This is a genomic window from Pseudomonas sp. E1BtOHC1 (assembly GCF_058744285.1).
In genome coordinates this window covers 2,322,413-2,344,484 of record NZ_CP196023.1, presented here as the reverse complement: position 1 = coordinate 2,344,484, position 22,072 = coordinate 2,322,413, and the positions used below count along the sequence as shown (strand labels likewise).

The 22,072-nt window shown below is 63.1% G+C and carries 19 protein-coding genes; 7 read left to right on the top strand and 12 right to left on the bottom strand.

Features of this window, described 5'->3' with window-relative positions; all coding sequences use genetic code 11:
• Positions 1–163: 163 nt before the first annotated feature.
• Positions 164–1,051 (bottom strand): LysR family transcriptional regulator, encoded by an 888-nt coding sequence (locus tag ACSSVC_RS10770; RefSeq protein ID WP_123723323.1) that lies wholly within the window; start codon positions 1,049–1,051, stop codon positions 164–166.
• A 106-nt stretch (positions 1,052–1,157) separates the two neighbouring features.
• Here ACSSVC_RS10770 and ACSSVC_RS10765 point away from each other — a divergent pair, with 106 nt between their 5' ends.
• The 6 genes from ACSSVC_RS10765 to ACSSVC_RS10740 all read left to right on the top strand — a co-directional run bounded on the left by ACSSVC_RS10765 (position 1,158) and on the right by ACSSVC_RS10740 (position 8,944).
• The gene (locus tag ACSSVC_RS10765) at positions 1,158–1,787 is read left to right on the top strand and encodes a cysteine dioxygenase family protein (RefSeq protein WP_346634964.1); all 630 of its coding nucleotides are present in this window, start codon (positions 1,158–1,160) and stop codon (positions 1,785–1,787) included.
• Positions 1,784–3,367, top strand: a complete 1,584-nt coding sequence (locus tag ACSSVC_RS10760) for a rhodanese-related sulfurtransferase (protein ID WP_492612273.1) — start codon at positions 1,784–1,786, stop codon at positions 3,365–3,367. Before ACSSVC_RS10765 ends, ACSSVC_RS10760 begins: the two co-directional genes overlap by 4 nt.
• 261 nt (positions 3,368–3,628) lie before the next feature.
• Positions 3,629–4,177 (top strand): RNA polymerase sigma factor, encoded by a 549-nt coding sequence (locus ACSSVC_RS10755; protein ID WP_492612272.1) that lies wholly within the window; start codon positions 3,629–3,631, stop codon positions 4,175–4,177.
• On the top strand, positions 4,174–5,136 hold the full coding sequence (locus ACSSVC_RS10750; RefSeq protein WP_346634967.1) for a FecR family protein: 963 nt from the start codon (positions 4,174–4,176) through the stop codon (positions 5,134–5,136). The genes ACSSVC_RS10755 and ACSSVC_RS10750 overlap by 4 nt, the downstream gene beginning before the upstream one ends.
• A 119-nt stretch (positions 5,137–5,255) precedes the next feature.
• Positions 5,256–7,817 carry a TonB-dependent receptor gene (locus ACSSVC_RS10745; RefSeq protein WP_492612271.1) on the top strand — a complete coding sequence of 854 codons (2,562 nt, stop codon included), beginning with the start codon at positions 5,256–5,258 and terminating at the stop codon, positions 7,815–7,817.
• Positions 7,818–8,323: 506 nt separating this feature from the next.
• On the top strand, positions 8,324–8,944 hold the full coding sequence (locus tag ACSSVC_RS10740; RefSeq protein WP_346634969.1) for a hypothetical protein: 621 nt from the start codon (positions 8,324–8,326) through the stop codon (positions 8,942–8,944).
• 192 nt (positions 8,945–9,136) lie between these two features.
• Here the strand turns inward: ACSSVC_RS10740 and ACSSVC_RS10735 are convergent, their stop codons facing one another.
• The 6 genes from ACSSVC_RS10735 to ACSSVC_RS10710 all read right to left on the bottom strand — a co-directional run bounded on the left by ACSSVC_RS10735 (position 9,137) and on the right by ACSSVC_RS10710 (position 13,922).
• Positions 9,137–9,439, bottom strand: a complete 303-nt coding sequence (locus ACSSVC_RS10735; protein WP_346634970.1) for a ribbon-helix-helix domain-containing protein — start codon at positions 9,437–9,439, stop codon at positions 9,137–9,139.
• Between the two features lie 14 nt (positions 9,440–9,453).
• On the bottom strand, positions 9,454–10,035 hold the full coding sequence (locus tag ACSSVC_RS10730) for a DJ-1/PfpI family protein (protein WP_346634971.1): 582 nt from the start codon (positions 10,033–10,035) through the stop codon (positions 9,454–9,456).
• Positions 10,036–10,183: 148 nt separating this feature from the next.
• Complete coding sequence (locus ACSSVC_RS10725; protein WP_446438949.1) at positions 10,184–11,419, bottom strand: class I SAM-dependent methyltransferase; 1,236 nt, start codon at positions 11,417–11,419, stop codon at positions 10,184–10,186.
• Positions 11,420–11,700: 281 nt separating this feature from the next.
• Positions 11,701–12,318, bottom strand: a complete 618-nt coding sequence (locus ACSSVC_RS10720; protein WP_346634973.1) for a TPM domain-containing protein — start codon at positions 12,316–12,318, stop codon at positions 11,701–11,703.
• Positions 12,319–12,347: 29 nt separating this feature from the next.
• Entirely contained in the window at positions 12,348–13,118 is a 771-nt protein-coding gene (locus ACSSVC_RS10715) for a TPM domain-containing protein (RefSeq protein ID WP_346634974.1), read from the bottom strand.
• A 195-nt stretch (positions 13,119–13,313) separates the two neighbouring features.
• A complete protein-coding gene (locus ACSSVC_RS10710; RefSeq protein WP_346634975.1) occupies positions 13,314–13,922 on the bottom strand; it encodes a LemA family protein in 609 nt (202 codons plus the stop codon).
• A gap of 240 nt (positions 13,923–14,162) precedes the next feature.
• Between ACSSVC_RS10710 and bglX the strand changes: the two genes are divergently transcribed.
• A complete protein-coding gene (bglX, locus tag ACSSVC_RS10705; protein ID WP_346634976.1) occupies positions 14,163–16,454 on the top strand; it encodes a beta-glucosidase BglX in 2,292 nt (763 codons plus the stop codon).
• A 60-nt stretch (positions 16,455–16,514) separates the two neighbouring features.
• On the opposite strand, the gene ACSSVC_RS10700 is transcribed toward bglX, so the two are convergent.
• From ACSSVC_RS10700 to ACSSVC_RS10680, 5 genes are all read right to left on the bottom strand, one after another.
• Entirely contained in the window at positions 16,515–17,672 is a 1,158-nt protein-coding gene (locus tag ACSSVC_RS10700) for a phospholipase D-like domain-containing protein (RefSeq protein ID WP_346634977.1), read from the bottom strand.
• A gap of 1 nt (position 17,673) precedes the next feature.
• Positions 17,674–18,255, bottom strand: coding sequence for a YceI family protein (locus ACSSVC_RS10695; protein WP_402889407.1), 582 nt, complete (start codon positions 18,253–18,255; stop codon positions 17,674–17,676).
• Between the two features lie 100 nt (positions 18,256–18,355).
• Complete coding sequence (locus ACSSVC_RS10690; RefSeq protein ID WP_346634979.1) at positions 18,356–19,126, bottom strand: IclR family transcriptional regulator; 771 nt, start codon at positions 19,124–19,126, stop codon at positions 18,356–18,358.
• 84 nt (positions 19,127–19,210) lie between these two features.
• A complete protein-coding gene (locus tag ACSSVC_RS10685) occupies positions 19,211–20,653 on the bottom strand; it encodes an amidase (protein WP_492612558.1) in 1,443 nt (480 codons plus the stop codon).
• Positions 20,654–20,670: 17 nt separating this feature from the next.
• Positions 20,671–21,981 carry an MFS transporter gene (locus ACSSVC_RS10680; RefSeq protein ID WP_492612270.1) on the bottom strand — a complete coding sequence of 437 codons (1,311 nt, stop codon included), beginning with the start codon at positions 21,979–21,981 and terminating at the stop codon, positions 20,671–20,673.
• Positions 21,982–22,072: the final 91 nt, after the last annotated feature.

Sequence of the window (22,072 nt, the reverse complement as noted above, 5' to 3'; positions counted from 1 at the left end):
ATATATGCAAACAAAGGATAAACCACCCCCCCCCCCCTGTAGGAGCCGGCTTGCCGGCGAAGGGGCCGTTGCGGGTTGCGCTGCCCCTGCCGAAGCCTTCGCCGTCTAGCCCGCTCTTGCAACAAGCCAGCACCTGCAAGCACCCGTTGCGCCGCACCCGTGACTAGCCGACGCGGGCGGCGACCATCTCGCCAAACAGGCTCACCGGTTCTTGCAGGTTGCCGAGGAAGCGCGGGTGTACCAGCCACAGGTCGATCACCGGCTTGAAGTCGCTCACCGGCACTATCTCCAGTTTGTCGCGGTGGCTGCTGTTCTCCAGCAACGGCAGCGGCACCAGGCCGTACCCCAGGCCATTGGCGATCAGCCCCAGTTGCAGCTCGGTGCCGAAGGTTTCCAGGTTGATCTGTAAAGTCAGGCCCTGGGCACTCAACGCTCGTTGCAGGCCCGCACGGAAACCGCAGCCATCGGGATTCAACACCCAGCCGCGCTGGTAACAGTCGGCCAGCTTGCAGGAACGCTTGCGCACCTCGCCCTTGGCCGCTACCACCACCAGATTCATGCTGCCCAGGGAGCGCCCCACTACGCCTTCGGGGAATACCTTGCCAGCGGGAAACAGCGCAGCCACCACGTCCAGCTCACCGTTCTCGACCTTGCTCAGCAGGTGGCTGCCCCACCCCGTGGCCACCGACGTCTGCAATTGCGGATAGAGCGTCTTCAGCTGGCTCAGGGCATCCAGCAGCACCACATCGCCAATGGTCTGCGGCACACCGATGCGCAAGGCGCCGCTGGGGGCGCCGTCATTGGCCACCAACTCGTTCAGGGCATCGATGCTGCGCAGCACTTCCAGGCACTGGCCATAAACCCGCAGGCCCATGCTGGTGGGCTTGAGTGGCTTGGTGTTGCGATCCAGCAACTCCACCCCCAGGGCTTCCTCGAAATTCTGCACCCGGCGGGTGATGGCCGGCTGGGTCAATTGCAGGGCATCGGCCGCCTGGCTGATGGTCTGGCAACGGATCACCGCAACGAACGCATTCAGATCATCTATCTTCATTCTTTTTTCGCATAATAAATGACTGGAAAAATGTTCGATAAGAATAATACCTTTTAGCTCGCCCGTGTAGTTCGCGTCATTTGCCTTGTGTCCACGGAGGGAGCCCATGCCCCACAACGCCGAAACAATCGCCATTGCTTCACCCAACTTCGCCCGCCTGCGGGACTTCATCGCCGCCCTGGCCGAGCTGCTGGACAGCGCCCCCGATGAGGCCCGGGTGCTGGATCAAGGGGCCACGCTGCTGCAGCGCCTGGTGAGCCGGGACGATTGGCTGCCCGATGAGTTCGCCGAGCCGGACCCACAGCGCTACCAGCAATTCCTGCTGCATGCCGACTCGCGCCAGCGCTTCTCCATCGTCAGCTTTGTCTGGGGGCCGGGGCAGCGCACGCCAATCCACGATCACCGGGTCTGGGGGCTGATCGGCATGCTCCGCGGCGCCGAAGACTCCCAGGGTTTCGAACGCCTGGCGGACGGCCGCCTGCAACCTGCGGGGGCTCCGATACGCCTGGTGCCGGGGCAAGTGGAGGCAGTGTCGCCGCGCATTGGCGACATCCATCAGGTGAGCAACGCCTACGCCGACCGGGTGTCCATCAGCATCCATGTGTATGGCGCCAATATCGGTGCGGTACGCCGTGCCGTATACGATCCGGACGGTCACGAGAAGCCCTTTGTCTCCGGTTATTCCAACCGCTTGCTGCCTAACCTCTGGGACTTGTCGAAGGAGCCCCTGCAATGACCGATTTCCCTACCCGCAGCCCGGCGCACATCCGTCAGGCCCTGCTCGACCGCCAGGAACTGGCGCTGATCGATGTCCGTGAAGAGGCGCCCTTCGCCGAAGCCCACCCGCTGTTCGCCGCCAATATCCCGCTGTCGAAACTGGAGCTGGAGGTCTATGCGCGCATCCCCCGGCGCGACACCCCGATTACCCTCTATGACCAGGGCGAAGGGCTGGCCCAACGTGCGGCGACCCGCCTGCGGCAACTGGGCTACAGCGATGTCGCCCTGCTTGAGGGCGGCCTGGATGGCTGGCGCACCGCCGGTGGCGAGTTGTTCAAGGACGTCAACGTCCCCAGCAAATCCTTTGGCGAACTGGTGGAGGCGGAGCGTCATACCCCATCCCTGGCCGCCGAAGAACTCCAGGCGCTGCTCGACCAGCAGGCCGATCTGGTGGTGCTGGATGCAAGACGCTTCGACGAATACCAGACCATGAGCATCCCCGGCAGCACCAGCGTGCCCGGCGCCGAACTGGTGCTGCGGGTGCGTGAACTGGCCCCCGATCCGCGGACACAGGTGGTGGTCAACTGTGCCGGACGTACCCGCAGCATCATCGGCACCCAGTCCCTGGTAAACGCCGGCATTCCCAATCCGGTGGCGGCCCTGCGCAACGGCACCATCGGCTGGACCCTGGCCGGGCAGAAACTGGAGCACGGCCAGAACCGCCGGTTCAAGGCAGTGAATGAGGCCCAGCGGGCGCAGGCGCAAACGGCGGCACGGGCGGTAGCGGATCAGGCTGACGTGGCGCGCATCGATCTCGCCCAGTGGCGGCGCTGGCAAGCCGATCCCAAGCGCACCAGCTATCTGTTCGATGTACGTACTCCGGAGGAATTCGCCGCCGGCCACCTGCCCGCAGCCCGCTCCACGCCCGGGGGGCAACTGGTGCAGGAAACCGATCACTTCGCCAGCGTTCGCGGTGCGCGCCTGGTGCTGGTGGACAACGACGGCGTGCGCGCCAACATGAGCGCGTCCTGGCTGGCCCAGATGGGCTGGCAGGTGGCGGTGCTCGACGGTCTGCGCGACAGCGACTTCAGCGTGCGCGGTCCCTGGCAGGCGCCCTTGCCGGATGCGGCCCCGGCCGAGGAGATCAGCCCGCGCACCCTGGCCGACTGGCTGCAGGAACCCGGCACCCTGGTTCTGGATTTCACCGCCAGCGCCAACTACGTGCAACGCCATATCCCCGGTGCCTGGTGGGCCCTGCCCAGCCAACTGGAGGAATCCCTGGCCCAACTGCCCCAGCCCGAGCGGTTTGTCCTGACCTGCGGCAGCAGCCTGCTGGCACGCTTTGTAGTGCCGCAATTGCAGGCCCTGACCCAGCGTCCGGTGTTTCTCCTGAGCGGTGGCACCGCAGCCTGGATCGAAGCCGGGCTGCCCCTGGAGGAAAGCCGCCAGCAACTGGCCGCGCCACGGATCGACCGCTACCGCCGCCCCTATGAAGGCACCGACAACCCCAGGGAAGCCATGCAGGGTTACCTGGACTGGGAGTTTGGCCTGGTGGAACAACTACGGCGCGACGGCACCCACGGCTTTTTCGTGATCTGAGCCTTTATGGGGGCTTTCGCTGGCAAGCCAGCGCCGACATGCCGTGCTTCCCCCTTGTAGGAGCCGGCTTGCCGGCGAAGAGGGCGCAGCCTGGCATCGCCTGCAAGGGCGCCTTCGCTGGCAAGCCCGTTCCCGCGAAGAAGGGTATTTAGAGCGCGAAGGCGGTGCTGGCTGATCGTCAATTTGCGCAAGTGACAAATAGCAATAATTCTCGATATCATTCGCGACCTTGTGCTCACCGCGTCGTCAAGAAGGATATCCATGTCTCTCTCCAAGACCGACTCTGCGTCGGCGGACTCTGTTCGCGGGTTCTATGCGGACATCCTGCATTTCCTGCGTAAACGCACGGACAACGCCAGCGACGCGGCGGACATGACCCAGGACGTGTTCACCCAATGGCTCGATTACCGTGATCGGGCCCAGGTCGAGCAGCCCCGGGCCTTTCTGTTCCAGATGGCGCGCAATCTGCTGCGCGATCATTGGCGACGCCAGCAAGTACGTTCCAAGGTGCACCACGAGCCCCACCTCGAAGAAAACTTCGACAGCGAACCCCTGGCCGACGAACAGCATGAGCCGCTGCCCGCCATCCAGCGCCTGCAACGCCTGGAGCAATTGAAAGAAGTCCTCGCCCAACTCTCGCCGCGCCGCCGCGAAGCCCTTATGCTGCACCGCTTCGAAGGGCTGAGCCAGGCGCAGATCGCCGAACGCATGGGGATTTCCGTGAGCATGGTGGAGAAACACATCGCCTTTGCCCTGCTGCACTGCAAGCAGCACCTACAACGAGAAAATGGCAAGGAGCAGCCTGAATGACCCGCTTTCCCGGCACCCACGACGACCTCGACAGCGAACAGATCGATGCTCAGGCCGCCAGCTGGTTCGCCCGTAACCGCAATGATCCGGATCGCGCCACGCGCAAGGCCTTCGATAGCTGGATCAGTGAACCGGCCCATGCCCGGGCCTACGCCGAATTCGAGGCGCTGTGGGACGACCTGGCGCAGTTGCAGCAACTGAGCCGCCCGGTGCCGCTCCCCCGGCGCAAGACGCCACTCTGGCGGCCGGCCCTGGCAGTGGCCGCCGCCTTGCTGTGCGCGGTGCTGGCGGTCAACCTGGGCACGCCCCAGGCCCCCTACCGGCAGCAGATCGCGGCCCAGGAACAGGGGGCACGGGCCTTCAAGCTGCCGGACGGCAGCACCTTGTACGTCAACGCCAATACCCAGGTGACCATCGATTTCAGCGCCCATCAGCGCAACATCTACCTGCAGTTGGGCCAGCTGTACCTGGAAGTCGCCGCCGACAAGGAACGTCCGCTGTGGGTGCACAGCGGCGAGGCCAAGGTGCGGGTGGTGGGCACCGCCTTCGACGTGCGTCGCGGCCAGCGCCAACTGGTGGTCAGCGTGGCCCACGGCCAGGTGGCCTTCAGCCCGGACGGCAAGCCCGGGGAGTTGACCCTGCTGAGCGCTCGACAACAGGCCACCTATGACCTGCAAAAAGGCACCCTGCGCCAGCAGACCCTGGACCGCGACGAGGTGGCCGACTGGCGCAGCGGGCGCCTGGCCTTTCGCAACCGCGACCTGGCGAGCCTGGTGGACGAGCTGAACCTGTACCGCCACCAGCCGGTACAACTGGCCGAGGGCCCGCTGAGCGCCTACAAGGTTTCCGGCAACCTCGACGTCAACGATCCGGATGCCTTGGTCAAGGCTCTACCGGCCCTGATCCCGGTAAAAACCCGGGTACAGGCCAACGGTCAGCTGAAGATCGAAGCCCGCTGAATTTTATATGAGAATATTTTGCATTCGCATATGAGGTTTTTTTTCACTGCCGCGTCTTCCTCCTGTCTGCGATCTGTCCGCAGCGCCTTTTTGGCCTTTAAGCCGCTCTGGGGGAAGTCATGTTTCGCGCGTTCTTGCCTGTTCCGTTAGTCCGTACCCGCCCGACCCTGCTCGCCGCCTGCCTGGCATTCAGCCTGCAGGCCCATGCCGGGCCGCTGCATTTCCAGCTGCCGGCGCAGCCTCTGGCCGCCTCCCTGAGCCAGATCGCCCAGCAGGCAAAGATCCAGCTGCTGTTCGATGAGCAACTGCTGCGCAATGCCAAGGCCCCGGCCCTGCAAGGCGACTACAGCCCGGAAGAGGCGATCCGCGCCCTGCTGCAGAGCGGCCAGTTCAACCTGATGAAGGTCGACAACACCTACATCGTGCGCCCTGCCGAGACCAGCCTCAGCAGTGGTTCGGCCTTGCAACTGGGGGCCATGAGCGTGATCGGCAATGGCACCGAGGTGGACGCCGCCAGTGTTGGTCGCTCGACCCTGAACCAGACGGAAATCGATCGCCACCAGTCCAACAACGTGGTCAGCCTGATCGACACCCTGCCCGGCGTGAGCCTGGGCGGCTCGCTCAAACCCGGCGGCCAGACCATCAACATCTGGGGCCTGGGAGACGCCGAAGACGTACCGATCACCGTCGACGGCGCCACCAAGAGCGGCTTCGAGCGCTACCAGCAGGGAGTGATCTTCATCGAGCCGGAACTGATCCGTCGGGTGGAAGTGGAGAAAGGCCCGCACTCGCCGAAGACCGGGAACGGCGGCTTCGGCGGCACCGTGCACACCGAGACCAAGGATGCCCCGGACCTGCTGCAGGACGGACGCAATGTCGGCGCCATGGTCAAGTACGGCTACAGCAGCAACGACCATCAACAGGCCTACACCTCTGCCGTCTATGGCCGTTCCGATGACCATCGCTTCGATGCCCTGGCTTACTGGACCAAGCGCGACGGCGACGACATGAAGCTGGCCAGTTCCATTCCCGACCCGCGCAATGAATACCTGATCAACCCCAAGCGCCAGCCCAACACAGCTCAGGACCTGGACGGCGAGCTCTATAAGTTCAACATGCAACTGACCGACGAGCATCGCCTGGGCTTGAGCTACATGCGCTCCAACAGTGACATCTGGGCGCCCTTCTCGGCCAAGACCTACCCGGCGCCGCCCAGCAAGGCCAACATCGACAAGTACGGTTATGACGGCGCCACCAAGCGCTACCTGGCTCAGCGCAATACCGTCGACACCACCTGGCTGACCAAGTACGAGTATCAGCCGGTAGACAACCCCTGGGTCGACCTCAAGGTCCAATACTCCAACTCCAAGACCGACCAGACCGACGAGCGCGGCCCGACCGCTTTCTATCAACCGGTCACTGGCGGTCGCAAGATCACCGTGGGCTACGAGGACAAGATCCTCGAAGTGACCAATACCAGCCGCTTCAGCACCGGCCCTCTGGAACACGCCTTCACCACAGGTGCGCAGATCCGCAAGCACACTCGCGAGGTGGACATGTGGATGCCGGGCAAGACCTATGAAGTGCCCAAGTACAACTACGGCCACTACCAGCCGGGCTTCATGCCCCATGGCAAGGTCGACAACAACGCCTTCTACATCCAGGACGCGGTAACTCTGGGGGACTTCACCCTGACCCCATCGCTGCGCTACGACCATGTACGCAACCGTGGCGAGCAAAACGATGCGCCGCTGTACAACAGCACCAGCCCCAAGGACGGCCATGACTATGGTGACAAGACCTACACCGGCTGGTCGCCGCGCCTCTCGGCGTTCTGGAACGTCAATCCGAACCTGGCGCTGTTCGCCGACTACAGCAAGACCTGGCGCGCACCGGTAATCGACGAGCAGTACGAAGTTCAGGCCCCCGGCAGCACGCGCTCGGCCACCAGCCGTAACCTGGACCCGGAGCGCATCACCGCACTGCGAGCAGGGACCATCCATAATTTCTCCAAGGTGCTGACCGACAACGACAACGCGCAGATCCGCACCACGGTGTTCCAGAACAAGATCACCAACGAGATCCTCAAGGCCACCGGCATCGGCTGTGCGGAGCAGTTGAGCACTGGCAAGAGCATCTCTCAGGTGTGCAAGGAATCGCCGATGTCGGTGTATCGCAACATCGGCGACCTGACCATCAAAGGCTTTGAAGTCGAGAGCTACTACGACTCCACCTACCTGTTCGGCGCCCTGTCTTACTCATGGATCACCGGCAAGCACCAAGGCGCCTATACCAACCCTTGGGGACCGAACGTCTGGGCCCGGGACATTCCGCCACGCAAGTGGGTGGCGACCCTGGGGCTGAAGATTCCCCAATGGGATGCCCAGGTTGGCTGGCAGGGCCAGTGGGTACGCCAGACCGACCGCCTGCCCAGCGACAAATACCCCAGCGGCCCGGCCAGTAGCCTGGGTGATTCCTACTGGGACCAGTACGGCAATGATCGCTACAACGTGCAGGGCCTGTTTGCCAACTGGAAGCCCCAACAAGCCTATCTCAAGGGCACTGAAGTCAACTTCACCCTGGATAACATGTTCAACCGCGACTACCGTCCGGCCCTCAGCGGCGACAACGCCTACAGCGTCGGACGCAACGCCAAGATCAGCGTGACCCGCTTCTTCTGACGGCAACTGGCTGCGGTGCATCGGATGCACCGCAGCAGGCCAGCCGTTGGCCATCACGGATGTATTGCAAGCCTTTAGCCAAGCCCTGCCGCCCGCGCCTGCCGGGCTAAGATCGACTCCCCCCTGAAAACCGCTGAAATGCCTTTGGGCGCTTTCAGCCTACTTCCCATTGATTATGTACGACATTCGTCGTACAAACGAGAAAGCATCATGGACAGAGGCTTCAGGAAGGTCAGGCGGGACCTGATCGATGCACTACAGAGCGGCAACTATGTGCATGCCGCGGCTCGATCGAGGTCAAGAACCTGCTGGCCACCGGTGAGGTTTCGGCCGGCCAACTGATCGAGGTCATCGGCGCCTGCAAGGGCACCGACCACCAGTGCAGTGCCCACCACAGCGCCCCGGACCTTGCCGTCCATGTGCTGAATAAGGCGGACTGGTACATCAAGTTCTACTTTATCGAGCCAGATGTGTGGTTCATCAGCGTTCACCGATGAGGGCAACCCATGAAACTCTATCTGCAGGGCGACCGGGGCAAGGCGCTTTGTGAGCATTGCCAGCAGGTCGTGGGCATCACCTACACCCGCCGCGACGTACCGTTCAGCGACGGCAACGGCCAGGCCCGGGAGATCCTGGTGGGGGTCTGCGACCTGTGCGCCACGGTGGTAGCCATCCCGCCCCAGTCGACGCCGGCGATCAAGGAAGCGCGCCGCCAGCAACTGACCTCCATCGAGGCGCGGCTGCCAGCGGTCTACCTCGACGTGCTGGATGCCGCGATGCACTCGGTGGCCGAGGACGCCGGGGTACAGATGCGCAAATTGTTCTTCAGCTACTACTTCAGCGCCCCCGCCGAGCCTGGCCTGGAGCAGGTACACGAGGGTTTCGCCACGTACCTGGCGGAACAGGCCAAGGCCCGCCAGTTGCCTGCCGTGCCGGCAATGAAGCGCCTGTCGCTGAAGGTCAACCACTATGTGGCTGAGGATCTCGCGCGTCTGCTGGAGGCAACCCGGATGACCCAGACCGAACTGCTGAAATCGCTGATCGCACAGATTCGCCTGGATGTGCTGGAGGGCGGCAACCCGGCGGTGATCGCCGACCTGCGCCAACTGGCGCGCCTGGGCCTGTAACCGCTCAGCCCGCGCCTCGTCCGGGCGCCCTGCCCGCCTGCAGCCAATCCCCCCGGCGCCGGTGAAGAGGCATGCCACGATGGCATGCCTCTTCACCGGCAAGCCGGCGCCTACAAGATGTAACGCCGTAAGCCTCGTAGGAGCTGGCTTGCCAGCGAAAGCGCCGCCAGGTGCGATGCACGACACGAGGACTTACAAAGCGTTGCGGCGTACCAGGCTGAGATCGGGGGCGCTGCGGCGCTGGCTCAGGTAGCGGGTGCAACTGACCCGCAGGAAGGAGGCGAAATTCACCACTTCGCCGCGATAGTCCATGACCTCTTCATACAGCTTGGCAATCAGCTGGTTGGTGGTCATGCCGTCCACTTCGGCAATTTCGCTGAGGATATCCCAGAACTGGTTTTCCAGGCGCAAGGTGGTGACCACGCCACAGATACGCAACGAGCGGGAACGGGATTCATAAAGAATCGGGTCGGCCTTGACGTACAGCTCGCACATGACGTGGTCCTCGCTTAAAGGGTGATGCGGGTGCCCAGCAGGCCCAGGAAACCCGCCAGCCAGCTGGGGTGCGCCGGCCACGCTGGGGCGGTGACCAGATTGCCCTGGACGTGACCTTCAGTCACCGGGATATCGATGTAAGTGCCACCGGCCAGACGCACTTCCGGGGCACAGGCCGGATAGGCACTGCATTCACGACCTTCGAGGATGCCCGCTGCCGCCAGCAGTTGCGCGCCATGGCACACCGCAGCAATCGGCTTGCCGGCCTGGTCGAATTCCTTGACCAGTTGCAGGACTTTTTCGTTCAGGCGCAGGTATTCCGGTGCACGTCCGCCGGGGATCAGCAGGGCGTCGTAATCAGCGGAGCTGACCTGGGCAAAATCGAAGTTGAGGGCAAACAGGTGACCCGGTTTCTCGCTGTAGGTCTGGTCGCCCTCGAAGTCGTGGATCGCCGTACGCACGGTCTGCCCGGCGCTCTTGTCCGGGCACACGGCGTGCACCGTATGACCGACCATCAGCAGTGCCTGGAACGGCACCATCACTTCGTAGTCTTCGACGTAATCGCCAACCAGCATGAGGATCTTTTTAGCGGCCATGGAGTGGACTCCTTTCAGGGAAAGACGTGGGCGGAATGAGTACTCAAGGTAGTCCCAATCCGCCAGCCCGGGTAATAGCCACTTACTACAGCGGCAAGCTGTAAGCCTCAAGCTGCTGGCGTGAAACTCCAGACTGGTGGCTTGCAGCTTACTGCTTGGCGCTGCTGCTCTGTAGATAGCCGTCGGCCTTGAGCAGGGTTTCCAGGCAGTGTTCGCTGATCTGGTAGAAGGCCTTGAGCTCTTCGATCCTGGCCAGCAGTTGGGTCGGGTCAACCGGCTCGGCACGCTTGACCGCAAGGATCATCTTGTTCTTGTTGGTGTGTTCCAGGGAGATGAATTCAAAGACCTTGGTTTCATAACCGCAGGCTTCGAGGAACAGGGCCCGCAGGCTGTCGGTGACCATCTCCGCCTGCTGCCCCAGGTGCAGGCCGTATTGCAGCATCGGCTTGAGCAGCGCCGGGCTCTGGATCTGCAGGCGGATCTGCTTGTGACAGCACGGCGAGCACATGATGATCGCCGCGCCGGAGCGGATGCCGGTGTGGATCGCGTAGTCGGTGGCGATATCACAGGCATGCAGAGCAATCATCACGTCCAGTTCGCTGGGGGCCACACTGCGCACATCGCCACACTTGAACACCAGGCCCGGATGCTCCAGACGCGCGGCGGCGGTGTTGCACAGGGTCACCATGTCCTCACGCAATTCGACACCGGTGACTTCACCCTGGGCCTGCAAGGTGTTGCGCAGGTAATCGTGGATGGCGAACGTCAGATAGCCCTTGCCGGAGCCGAAGTCCGCGACCCGCACCGGCTGGTCGAGCTTGATCGGCGAGCTGCCCAGGGCGTGGCTGAAGACCTCGATGAACTTGTTGATCTGCTTCCACTTGCGCGACATGGCCGGGATCAGTTCGTGCTGCTTGTTGGTCACTCCAAGATCGGCCAGGAAAGGTCGGCTCAGGTCGAGAAAGCGGTTCTTCTCGCGGTTGTGCTCGGCGGACGGCACATCGCGCTGGGTTTGCGGCTTGCCCTTGAACAGCGAGCTCTTGCCCTTCTTGCTGTATTCCAGCTGCACTTCGTCGGTCAGGGTCAGCAGATGGGCATTCTTGAACGAGACCGGCAGCAGCCCGGCGATGGTGGCCACGCCCTCGTCCAGGGGGAAGTTCTTGGTGATGTCACGGGTCTTGTAGCGATAGACGAAGGACAGGCACGGCTGCTCCTTGACCGTCAGTTGCTTGATGATCAGCCGTTGCAGGTCCGCCTCCGGGCCCACGTGCTTGGCCAGTACCAGCTTGATAAAGGCGTTTTGCGCAAGGCTGGTGTCGAGCAATTGCAGGAACTGGGCGTGATGATCCGGCGCGGGACGGGCGGAAGGTGCGGTGACAGACATGGGGGCAGGTGCCTCGGGCAATGCGGGGTGTGAATCAGGGAGTGGCAGGTATTTTAGGGAGCTAGCCCCGTCGGGGCACGAAGTTATTCACCCGACGGTAAAAAATCCTCGCCCGAGGGCGGTGCAAGGCTCAGGGGCCATTCGCCGGCAAGCCGGCTCCTGCATGAACAACACCGATATCGCACCGCCGTAGGAGCTGGCTTGCCAGCGAAGGCGTCCTCAAGGGCGGTGCAAGACTCAGGGGCCTGTTCGCCGGCAAGCCGGCTCCTACGGCGGCGGGCTCAGTTGAGCACCACCAGGCGGTTGGGCAATTCGTTGCGCTCCTGGGTCAGGGGCACATGGGTCTTGAGCAACTCGCCGCTGGCTTCAATACAGTCGAGGAAGCCCTGCAGGGTCTGGCCCTGTCGCACTTGCTGGGTAAAGTTGCGCACGATGTCGTTCCACTGCTTGTTATCCAGACGCTTGGAAATGCCCTCGTCCACGAGGATTTCCACGTAACGCTCGGCTTCGCTGACAAAGATCAGCACCCCGGTGCCGCCCACAGTGTGATGCAGGTTCTGTTCGAGAAACTGCCGTCGGGCCAGGTTGGAAGCCCGCCAATGGCGCACCGACCGCGGGATCAGCCGGGTGGTGATCTTGGGCAGGCGGAACACCAGGCACAGCACGATGAAGGTCGCCCATTGCGCCAGCAGCAACAGGTGCATGTTCAGCCAGCCGGTGGCGTAGTGCACCAGCCCCGGCACCACCAGCGCCAGCAGACTGGCCCAGAGCAACGGGATGTAGGCATAGTCGTCGGCCCGGGCGGCCAGCACCGTCACCAGCTCGGCGTCGGTCTGGCGTTCGACTCGGGCGATGGCTTCGGCCACCTGCCGTTGTTCGTACTCACTCAGTAATGCCATGTCGTTGGATACCCTCTTTTTATTTTCAGTTACCAGCCGCCGGAGGAACCGCCGCCGCCAAAACTGCCACCGCCCCCGCTGAAGCCGCCACCACCGCCGGACCCGCCACCAAAACCGCCACCGCCGAAACCGCCGAAGCCACCGCCTCCGTCACCGCCGCGCCCGCTGGTGGTGGTGATGAACCCGAGCGCCTGCGCCACTATCACCACCAGGATGAACAGCAGCACCAGGAAGATGAACAGCAACGGATGACGCTGGACAAAATCGTCCTGGTCGCTGCTCTCGACGCTGTCATACACCGGGTCCGGTTGGTCCAGCGGCGTGCCACCGAGCACCAGCAGCATGGCCGAGACGCCGTCGCTGATGCCCTTGCTGAATTGTCCAGTCTTGAACGCCGGGGTAATCACCTGATTGATGATCACCGAGGCCTGGGCATCGGTCAGGCGATCCTCCAGACCATAACCCACTTCAATGCGCAGCTTGCGCTCGTCCCGGGCGACGATCAGCAGCGCGCCGTTGTTCTTGTCCTTCTGGCCAATGCCCCAGTAACGCCCCAGCTGATAGCCGTAGTCCTCAATGCTGGCACCTTGCAAGTCAGGTAGGGTCACCACCACCAACTGCTCGCCGGTGGCCTGTTCGTGGGCTTGCAACTGCCGAGTCAGCTGGGCGCTGATGGTTGGTTCGATCAACTGGGCGTTGTCCACCACCCGCCCACTCAGAGCCGGGAACTTCAGCTCGGCCTGGGCCGTGACCGCAAAGACCCAGAGCAACAGCACCAGGCCGATTTTATAGAGTCGCATCAGCACCTCATCCTCAATGATTGTCCGCTTGCGCTACCCAGTGCCGGACGCCCCGCCTCCGCCAAAACTGCCACCACCGCTCCGGCTGCTGTCGGAGTCGGAACTGGAACTGGAACGGCTGTTGCGCCGATACGGCGCCACTCACCAGGCATAGCGACAGCAGCGCGCTTTGCAGCACGCGCTGCCCGAGGCTCATCAGAATTTCACTTGCGGCGCTTTGTCGGCGTCAGGGCTGGTGGCCTCGAAGGACGCACGCACCGGCAAGTCGCTGTACATCAGGCTGTGCCACAGGCGACCGGGGAAAGTGCGGATCTCGGTGTTGTACTTCTGCACCGCGAGGATGAAGTCGCGGCGGGCCACGGCGATGCGGTTCTCGGTGCCTTCAAGCTGGGATTGCAGGGCCAGGAAGTTCTGGTTGGCCTTCAAATCCGGGTAGCGCTCGGAGACCACCATCAGGCGGCTCAGGGCACCGCTCAACTGATCCTGGGCCTGCTGGAACTGCTTGAGTTTTTCCGGGTTGTCCAGGGTACTGGCGTCCACCTGGATCGAAGTGGCCTTGGCCCGGGCCTCGATCACCGCAGTGAGGGTTTCTTCTTCATGCTTGGCGTAGCCCTTGACGGTCTCCACCAGGTTGGGAATCAAATCGGCACGACGCTGGTACTGGTTCTGCACCTGGCCCCAGTCGGCCTTGACCTGCTCATCGAGGGTCGGAATGTTGTTGATGCCACAACCGCTGAGCAGGCTGGTGAGCAGCAACAGGGCGGCAACGGGCCAGCTCGAGCGCAGGCTTTGGGTGATGTTCATGGGTGGGGCTCCTTGCACAACCTGATGGAAAAGAATCTTTTGCCCGGTTTCACACATCCTGTGGGGCAAAATCTGCCTGCGCCACTGGAATGCATCGGGCTGATGGGCTAAAAGATGCCCAGCGCGAAAAAGAGTTCAGAAGTGTGCGGGAATTATCTGAACAACAATAGTCGCTCCCTAAATTTTGGCTGTTCGACGCGTCACTCATGCGTCGGTCTTGAGCCCCTGAGAACACTATTCATGAATAAGCTGTGTTTGCTGGGCCTGCTGGTCAGCCTGGCCAGTCACCCTGTGTTGGCCGAATCTGCCCCGGTCCCCCTGGAAAACAAAGAAGCCTTTATCAGCGATCTGCTCCAGCGCATGACCCTGGAAGAGAAGATCGGCCAGTTGCGCCTGATCAGCATCGGCCCGGAAATGCCTCGCGAGCTGATCCGCAAGGAAATCGCCGCAGGCAACATCGGCGGCACCTTCAACTCCATCACCCGCCCGGAAAACCGGCCGATGCAGGACGCGGCCATGCGCAGCCGGCTGAAGATCCCGATGTTCTTCGCCTATGACGTGATCCACGGCCACCGGACCATCTTCCCCATCAGCCTGGCCCTGGCGTCCAGCTGGGACATGGACGCCATCGGCCGCTCCGGGCGCATCGCCGCCAAGGAAGCCAGCGCCGACAGCCTGGACATCACCTTCGCACCCATGGTCGACATCTCCCGCGATCCACGCTGGGGCCGTACCTCCGAAGGCTTCGGCGAAGACACCTATCTGGTCTCGCGGATTGCCAAGGTGATGGTCAAGGCCTACCAGGGCCAGAGCCCGGCCTTGCCGGACAGCATCATGGCCAGCGTCAAGCATTTCGCCCTGTACGGCGCCGTGGAAGGCGGTCGCGACTACAACATCGTCGACATGAGCCCGGTGAAGATGTACCAGGACTACCTGCCGCCCTACCGCGCGGCCATCGACGCCGGTGCCGGCGGAGTGATGGTGGCCCTGAACTCCATCAACGGCGTGCCGGCCACCTCCAACACCTGGCTGATGAACGACCTGCTGCGCAAGGAGTGGGGCTTCAAGGGCCTGGCGGTGAGCGACCACGGGGCGATCATCGAGCTGATCCGCCACGGCGTCGCCAAGGACGGTCGCGAAGCGGCCAAGCTGGCGATCAAGGCCGGCATCGACATGAGCATGAACGACTCGCTGTACGGCAAGGAACTGCCGGGGCTGCTCAAGTCCGGGGAGATCGAGCAGAAGGACATCGACAACGCCGTGCGTGAAGTGCTGGCGGCCAAGTACGACATGGGCCTGTTCAAGGACCCTTATGTGCGTATCGGCAAAGCCGAGGACGACCCGGCCGACACCAACGCCGAAAGCCGCCTGCACCGCAGCGACGCCCGGGACATTGCCCGCCGCAGCCTGGTGCTGCTGAAGAACCAGAACGACACCCTGCCGCTGAAGAAAACCGCGAAGATCGCCCTGGTAGGCCCCCTGGCCAAGGCGCCGATCGACATGATGGGCAGTTGGGCCGCCGCCGGCGTTCCGGCACAGTCGGTGACGCTGTATGACGGCATGCGCAACGTTCTGGGCGACAAGGCCCAATTGGTCTACGCCCGGGGTTCCAACATCACTGCCGACAAAAAGGTGGTGGATTACCTGAACTTCCTCAACTTCGATGCCCCGGAAGTGGTGGACGACCCACGCTCCGCGCAGCAGATGATCGACGAAGCGGTCAAGGCGGCCAAGCAGTCGGATGTGATCGTGGCCGCGGTGGGCGAGTCCCGTGGCATGTCCCACGAGTCTTCGAGCCGCACCGATCTGCATATTCCCGCCAGCCAGCGGGAGCTGATCAAGGCCCTCAAGGCCACCGGCAAGCCTCTGGTGCTGGTGCTGATGAATGGCCGTCCGCTGTCACTGCTGGAAGAAAACCAGCAAGCCGACGCCATCCTGGAAACCTGGTTCAGCGGCACCGAAGGCGGCAACGCCATTGCCGACGTACTGTTCGGCGACTACAACCCGTCGGGCAAGCTGCCGATCACCTTCCCCCGTTCCGTGGGCCAGATTCCCACCTACTACAACCACCTGACCATTGGCCGGCCGTTCACGCCGGGCAAGCCAGGCAACTACACCTCGCAGTACTTCGACGACACCACCGGCCCCCTGTTTCCGTTCGGCTATGGCTTGAGCTACACCAGCTTCAGCCTTTCAGACATGGCGCTGTCCTCCACCACCCTGAACAAGAGCGGCAAGCTCGATGCCAGCGTGACCGTGAAGAACACCGGCAAGCGTGACGGCGAAACCGTGGTGCAGCTGTATATCCAGGACGTGGCCGGCTCGATGATCCGCCCGATCAAGGAATTGAAGAACTTCCAGAAAGTCATGCTCAAGGCCGGTGAAGAGAAATCCATCCACTTCACCATCACCGAGGACGACCTGAAGTTCTACAACGCGCAGCTCAAGTACGCCGCGGAACCGGGCGACTTCAATGTACAGATCGGCCTGGATTCCCAGGACGTCAAGCAACAGAGCTTCGAACTGCTCTGATCCCCTGTGACGGGTCGGCGCTGAAACAGCGCCGGCCGGTTACGCCTCTGCCCTTGGCGCCTAGCCGCGACGATCCAGCAGGTTGACCACCAGGCGGTCGACCCAGCCCCAGATCCGCTGCTTGATCCGCCGCCACAACGGCCGGTTGCGCCACTGCGCCAGGCTGATCTCTTCACTCTGGGCAAAGTCCGCCTCGAAGCTCGCCGCCACGGAGCGCGTCAGTGGCGGGTCCAGGGCTTCCAGGTTGGCTTCCAGGTTGAAGCGCAGGTTCCAGTGGTCGAAATTGCACGAGCCCACACTGACCCAGTCGTCCACCAGCGCCATCTTCAAATGCAGGAAACGCGGCTGATACTCGAAAATCCGCACGCCGGCCTTGAGCAGGCGCGGGTAGTAACGGTGCCCGGCATAGCGCACGGCCGGATGATCGGTGTGCGGCCCGGTCAGCAACAGGCGTACGTCGACGCCCCGGGCGGCCGCCTTGCGCAATGAGCGCCGCACCGACCAGGTGGGCAAGAAATAAGGCGTGGCCAGCCAGATGCGTTGCTGGCCGCTGTGCAGGGCACGAATCAGTGAATGCAGGATGTCGCGATGCTGACGCGAGTCGGCATAAGCCACACGGCCCATGCCCTCCCCCGAGTCAGGTACACGGGGCAGATGGGGCAGGCCAAAATCGACGTTGGGCCGCCAGGCGCCCCTGCGCAGGTTGGCGCTCCACTGGCGATCGAACAGCCTCTGCCAGTCCTGCACCGTGGGCCCGGCGATCTCCACCATCACTTCATGCCAATCGCAGCTGTTGTCCTCGGGCTGCCAGAACTCATCGGTAACCCCAGTACCGCCCACCACGGCCAGGGACTGGTCCACCAACAGCAGTTTTCGATGGTCGCGGTAAAGGTTGAGAAAGCCCTGGCGCCACTTCAGGCGGTTGTAGAAACGCAACTCGACACCAACCTTGGTCAAGCGCAGGCGCAAGGCCTGGGTAAAGGCCAGGCTGCCATAGTCATCGAACAGACAGCGCACCCGTACCCCGCGCTCGGCAGCCTGGACCAGGGCCCGGACCAAAGCCTCGGCACATGAACCGGCTTCCACCAGATACAGCTCCAGCTCCACCTGTTGCTGGGCGCGAGCAATGGCCACCAGCATGCGCGGAAAGAACTGGGGACCGTCGATCAGCAGCTCGAAGCGGTTGCCTTCACGCCAGGGGAACACCGCTCCGCGCATTTCAGCGCGCCGTGAAGATCAGTACCGCACCCACCGGTACCGAGAAACTGATGGCCGACAAGCCAGCCACCTTGCGCAGGCTGTCGAGGCCCGGCGCCAGGTTGAAGTCTTCGGCATTGAGGACCAGGGGTTCCAAGGTCACCACCTGGAAACGCCGCTCATCCAGGCGAGTGGCCAGCAGTTCGGCGTTGTAGGTGTGTTCCTGGCCGTGCAGGGCCACGGTGACCGGCAGCAGCAACTCGATCTGCGCCCCGGGGGCCAGGTCGTTGATCGGCCGCAGGTTGATCTGCGCCGTGATCTGCGCCTCGGGAAACTGCTGGACCTGGAACAGCTCCTGGCGCATGCGTTCATCCCGCAGAGGAATGCCGCTGCTGACCGAGTCCAGCTCGATCTGCAACTGGGCCTGGCCCTTGGCGTCGACCTTGCCGTGCAACACCAGAAAGCGCTGGACCTCGGAAATGCTGGCGTTCTTGGTGGTCACGAAGGACACCCGGGAAGACTCGTTGTCCAGGTACCAGTTGGCCTGGGCCGGCAGGGCCAGTACCCCGAGCAGGCTGAGAAGAAGGCGGATCGGCGTACGCATGCAAGCTCCCGTGAACAGAAGGCGCCACCTTAACCGGCTGCCAGGGGGCTGGCAAACACCGCGCTCAAGTGGGGCTCAGCCGTTGCAGACGGGGAATGGCTCAGGCAATGGACTTCTGCAATTGCTCGATGGTGTCGGCCAGCAATCCCAAGTGGCGATTGCGCACCAGTTCGACACAGCTCAGGTCCATCGGCCAATGCAGGGCGATGCTGCCGATCACCCGACCTTCGGCCTGCAACGGCAAGGCCACCGCGCGAATCAGAAAGGGCAGGCGCACCGGATACTCCCAGTGCCCCTCGGTACGCTGGCCGAACCCCAGATGCTGGGACTGAGCGCAAGCCTGTTGCCGGTCTTCGGCCGGCACTCGCTCACGCTCGGCCAGACGCGCGACTTCATCACTGGCCAGGGCCCCCAGGCAAGCCTTGCCCATGGCCGAATGAAACAGGCTGGCGTGCTGGCCGACAATCCGGCTGTTGGTCGGGTAACGCTTGCGCAACACCGCAGGCACCGCACTTTCCAGGACCTCAAGGTGCTCGCCGTCAAAACTCGACAGGTCACTGACCAGTCCGGTGCGTGCACTCAACTCCAGCATCCAGGGCGCTGCCTGCTCCACCAGATGGCGCTTGAAACGTTGCCGGCTGTCACCGAACAGGCTGCGAGCGCTCAGGCGATAACGCCGATCGCTGAGGCCACGGTAGATCCAGCCCTGCTCCTGCAGGGTCAGCAACATGCGCGACACCGTGGCCTTGGGCAGCCCCGTCAGGTAGTGCAACTCCTCGAGCCCCAGGGCCTGGTGCTGGCCCAGCAACTCGACGATGGCCAGGGCCCGTTCCACGGAACGCACGCTACCGGTTTCTACCTTGCTGGCCATAGTCCGAACTCCCTGACTGAGGATGGGTAAGGTTTTACCCAGCAAGATGCGGGCCTCAGAACCCTATCAACGGCATTTGCCTGGTTACAGCAGATTACCCGGAGGGTGTTGCCGCACCCATTGCGTCAGTTGTTCGTGGGCATAGGCCAGTTGCAGCACAGCGTGGTCGGCCTGGGCCGGCCCGATGATCTGCAAGCCCATGGGCAGGCCCGACAGATTGAACCCCACCGGAATGCTGATACTGGGCAGACCGGCCAGGGTCGGACCGATCACCACTTCCATCCAGCGGTGATAAGTGTCCATTTCCTGCCCATCGATCTGCCTTGGCCAGGCCTGCCGTGCATCGAAAGGGAACACCTGGGCCGTAGGCAGCAGCAGAAAATCGTAACGCTCGAACAGTCGCAGCAAGGCGCGATACCAATCGCTGCGACTCTGGGAAGCGCGATACACGTCCGCGGCACTGAGGTTGGCCGCGCCCTCTACTTCCCACCGTGCCTCGGGCTTGAGCCAGCGGCGCTGGTCCGGGTCGTTGTGCAACAGCCCCAGGGAACCCTGGACCAGCCAGTGCCGGTGCACCAGCCAGCAGTCCCACAGTTGTGCCATGGAAAACTCCGGCTGGCAGCTTTCCACTTCACAGCCCAGACGGGTGAAGTCGGCCAGGGCCTTTTCGCACAGGCTCAGGACTCCCTGCTCCATGGCCAGGTACCCGTTGTAGTCCCCCAGCCAGCCCAGGCGCAGTCCGCGTACATCCCGTTGCAGAGGCGCCTGCAGCAACGCCGGATCTTCCTTGAGGGACAAGGGCGCCCGCGGGTCGTAACCGGCCTGGGTGCTCAACAGCCGTGCCACATCAGCCACCGTGCGGCCCATCGGTCCTTCGGTAGCCAGTTGTTGCACGAACAGCTCAGGGGTCGGGCCGAATGGCACCCGCCCCTGGGAGGGGCGCATGCCGAACACGTTGTTGAAGGCCGCCGGATTGCGCAGCGAGCCCATCATGTCGCTGCCATCGGCCACTGGAAGCATGCGCAAGGCCAGGGCCACCGCCGCACCGCCGCTGCTGCCGCCGGCGCTCAGGCTGCTGTCGTAAGCATTGCCGGTGGTGCCGAACAACTGGTTGTAGGTATGAGAGCCCAGGCCAAACTCCGGCACGTTGCTCTTGCCGACAATGATCGCGCCGCTGGCCCGGACCCGGGCCACGCTGATGGCATCCACCTGGGGTACCTGATCGGCGAACAGTGGCGACCCCATGCTGGTGGTCAGCCCCGCAGTGGCTGCCAGATCCTTGATCGCCTGGGGCATGCCATGCATCCAGCCCATGGACTGTCCCCGATCCAGTTGCCGGTCACGCTCATCGGCCTGGGCCAGCAGGTCCTGCGGATCGCACAGGGAGACCAGGGCATTGACGCCGGGGTTGTAACGCTCGATCTGCTGCAGATAAGCCTGCATCACCTCGCGACAGGACAGCTCGCGGGCATGGATCGCCCGGGAAAGCGCCAGGGCGTCCAGCTCGACGATGGATTCGTTGGCCATTGGTTCGCGGTGCTTGATCAAGACTCGCCTCCCAGGGTCACGGCATCGGGTTTGTCGTCTCTGACCGCGTCGTACATGCAGTAGATACCCAGCAGACTGAGGATCGAGGTCAGCAAGACATAGAAGGATGGCGCCACCGGCGTGGCCATGACCTTGCTCAGCCAGGTCACGATCAAGGGCGCAAAGCCACCGAACAGCATCACCGTAACGTTATACGCCACCGATACCCCAGTGGAGCGCACCTCGATGGGAAACTGCTCGGCCAGGGCCGTAGGACCGGGACCGAAAAAACCGCCAATGGCACCGCACAGCAACATCTGCATCACCAGCAGACGCTCAATGGACGGCGCCGCGGCGACCCACACATACAAGGGATAGACCATGACGAAAAACGCCAGGGTGAAGGCCATCAGCACCGGGCGCCGGCCGATGCGGTCCGACAGTGCTCCGGCAAAGGGAATCACCACGGTCATCAGGGCCACGGCCAACATCTGCACCAGCAGTACCTGATCCAGAGGCAGGCCGAGGTTGGTGTGGGCGAAGGTCGGCATGTTCACCAGCACCACATAGAAAGACACGGTGCCGCCGCAGCACAGGCCCATGGACACCAGGATTGCCCGGCGGTAGGCCGACACCACCTGCCACAGCCCCGGCCCCTTGCCACGCACCTGCTTGCGCGCCTCGATGAAGGCCCCCGGCTCCTCCATGTACTTGCGAATCCACAGCCCCACCGGACCGATCAGCAGACCGATCACGAACGGCAGGCGCCAGCCCCAGAGATCCAGGGTCTGCGGTGAAAAGAAGTGGGTCACCGCCGCCACCATCGCGGCTCCGCTGAACACCGCCAGGCACTGTCCTACCAGTTGCCAGGAGCCATACAGGCCTTTCTTGTCCGCCGGGGCACTTTCCACCAGGTAGGCCGTGGCGCTGGCGTACTCCCCCCCAGTGGCAAAGCCCTGAAGCATCCGCGCCACCACGATCAGCAACGGCGCGCCCAGGCCGATGGCCGCGTAGTTGGGGGCAAAGACGATCATCGCAATGGCCAGGGTCATCAGCTGGATGATCACCAACATGGCCGCCTTGCGGCCTTTGCGGTCGGAATACATGCCCAGCAGCACGCCGCCCACCGGGCGCATGAAAAAGCCCACGCCGAAGGTGGCCAGGGCCATCAGCAGCGAGGTGTACTCATCTTCAGCCGGAAAAAACTGGCGAGCGATAAAGCTGGCGAGAAAGCCATAGACGATGAAGTCATACCATTCCAGGGCGTTGCCAACCACGGCGGCAACCACCTGCCGGGTCTTGGAAACAGAGGGTATCGAGACGCTCATGGGAGGTTCCTTGAAACTTTTGAGCCTTCTTGCGGGCTCGGAAAAGTTCCGGGCGCATGGAACGCCCGGACCGAACAGCGCTACAGGAACA

Coding starts and splice junctions, on each gene's coding strand:
- ACSSVC_RS10685 (WP_492612558.1), bottom strand. CDS start 20,653: ATGGCCAACGAATCCATCGTCGAGCTGGACGCCCTGGCGCTTTCCCGG.
- ACSSVC_RS10745 (WP_492612271.1), top strand. CDS start 5,256: ATGTTTCGCGCGTTCTTGCCTGTTCCGTTAGTCCGTACCCGCCCGACC.
- ACSSVC_RS10730 (WP_346634971.1), bottom strand. CDS start 10,035: ATGGCCGCTAAAAAGATCCTCATGCTGGTTGGCGATTACGTCGAAGAC.
- ACSSVC_RS10725 (WP_446438949.1), bottom strand. CDS start 11,419: ATGTCTGTCACCGCACCTTCCGCCCGTCCCGCGCCGGATCATCACGCC.
- ACSSVC_RS10755 (WP_492612272.1), top strand. CDS start 3,629: ATGTCTCTCTCCAAGACCGACTCTGCGTCGGCGGACTCTGTTCGCGGG.
- ACSSVC_RS10770 (WP_123723323.1), bottom strand. CDS start 1,051: ATGAAGATAGATGATCTGAATGCGTTCGTTGCGGTGATCCGTTGCCAG.
- ACSSVC_RS10715 (WP_346634974.1), bottom strand. CDS start 13,118: ATGCGACTCTATAAAATCGGCCTGGTGCTGTTGCTCTGGGTCTTTGCG.
- ACSSVC_RS10750 (WP_346634967.1), top strand. CDS start 4,174: ATGACCCGCTTTCCCGGCACCCACGACGACCTCGACAGCGAACAGATC.
- ACSSVC_RS10695 (WP_402889407.1), bottom strand. CDS start 18,255: ATGCGTACGCCGATCCGCCTTCTTCTCAGCCTGCTCGGGGTACTGGCC.
- ACSSVC_RS10765 (WP_346634964.1), top strand. CDS start 1,158: ATGCCCCACAACGCCGAAACAATCGCCATTGCTTCACCCAACTTCGCC.
- ACSSVC_RS10740 (WP_346634969.1), top strand. CDS start 8,324: ATGAAACTCTATCTGCAGGGCGACCGGGGCAAGGCGCTTTGTGAGCAT.
- ACSSVC_RS10720 (WP_346634973.1), bottom strand. CDS start 12,318: ATGGCATTACTGAGTGAGTACGAACAACGGCAGGTGGCCGAAGCCATC.
- ACSSVC_RS10735 (WP_346634970.1), bottom strand. CDS start 9,439: ATGTGCGAGCTGTACGTCAAGGCCGACCCGATTCTTTATGAATCCCGT.
- ACSSVC_RS10690 (WP_346634979.1), bottom strand. CDS start 19,126: ATGGCCAGCAAGGTAGAAACCGGTAGCGTGCGTTCCGTGGAACGGGCC.
- ACSSVC_RS10700 (WP_346634977.1), bottom strand. CDS start 17,672: ATGCGCGGAGCGGTGTTCCCCTGGCGTGAAGGCAACCGCTTCGAGCTG.
- bglX (WP_346634976.1), top strand. CDS start 14,163: ATGAATAAGCTGTGTTTGCTGGGCCTGCTGGTCAGCCTGGCCAGTCAC.
- ACSSVC_RS10760 (WP_492612273.1), top strand. CDS start 1,784: ATGACCGATTTCCCTACCCGCAGCCCGGCGCACATCCGTCAGGCCCTG.
- ACSSVC_RS10680 (WP_492612270.1), bottom strand. CDS start 21,981: ATGAGCGTCTCGATACCCTCTGTTTCCAAGACCCGGCAGGTGGTTGCC.
- ACSSVC_RS10710 (WP_346634975.1), bottom strand. CDS start 13,922: ATGAACATCACCCAAAGCCTGCGCTCGAGCTGGCCCGTTGCCGCCCTG.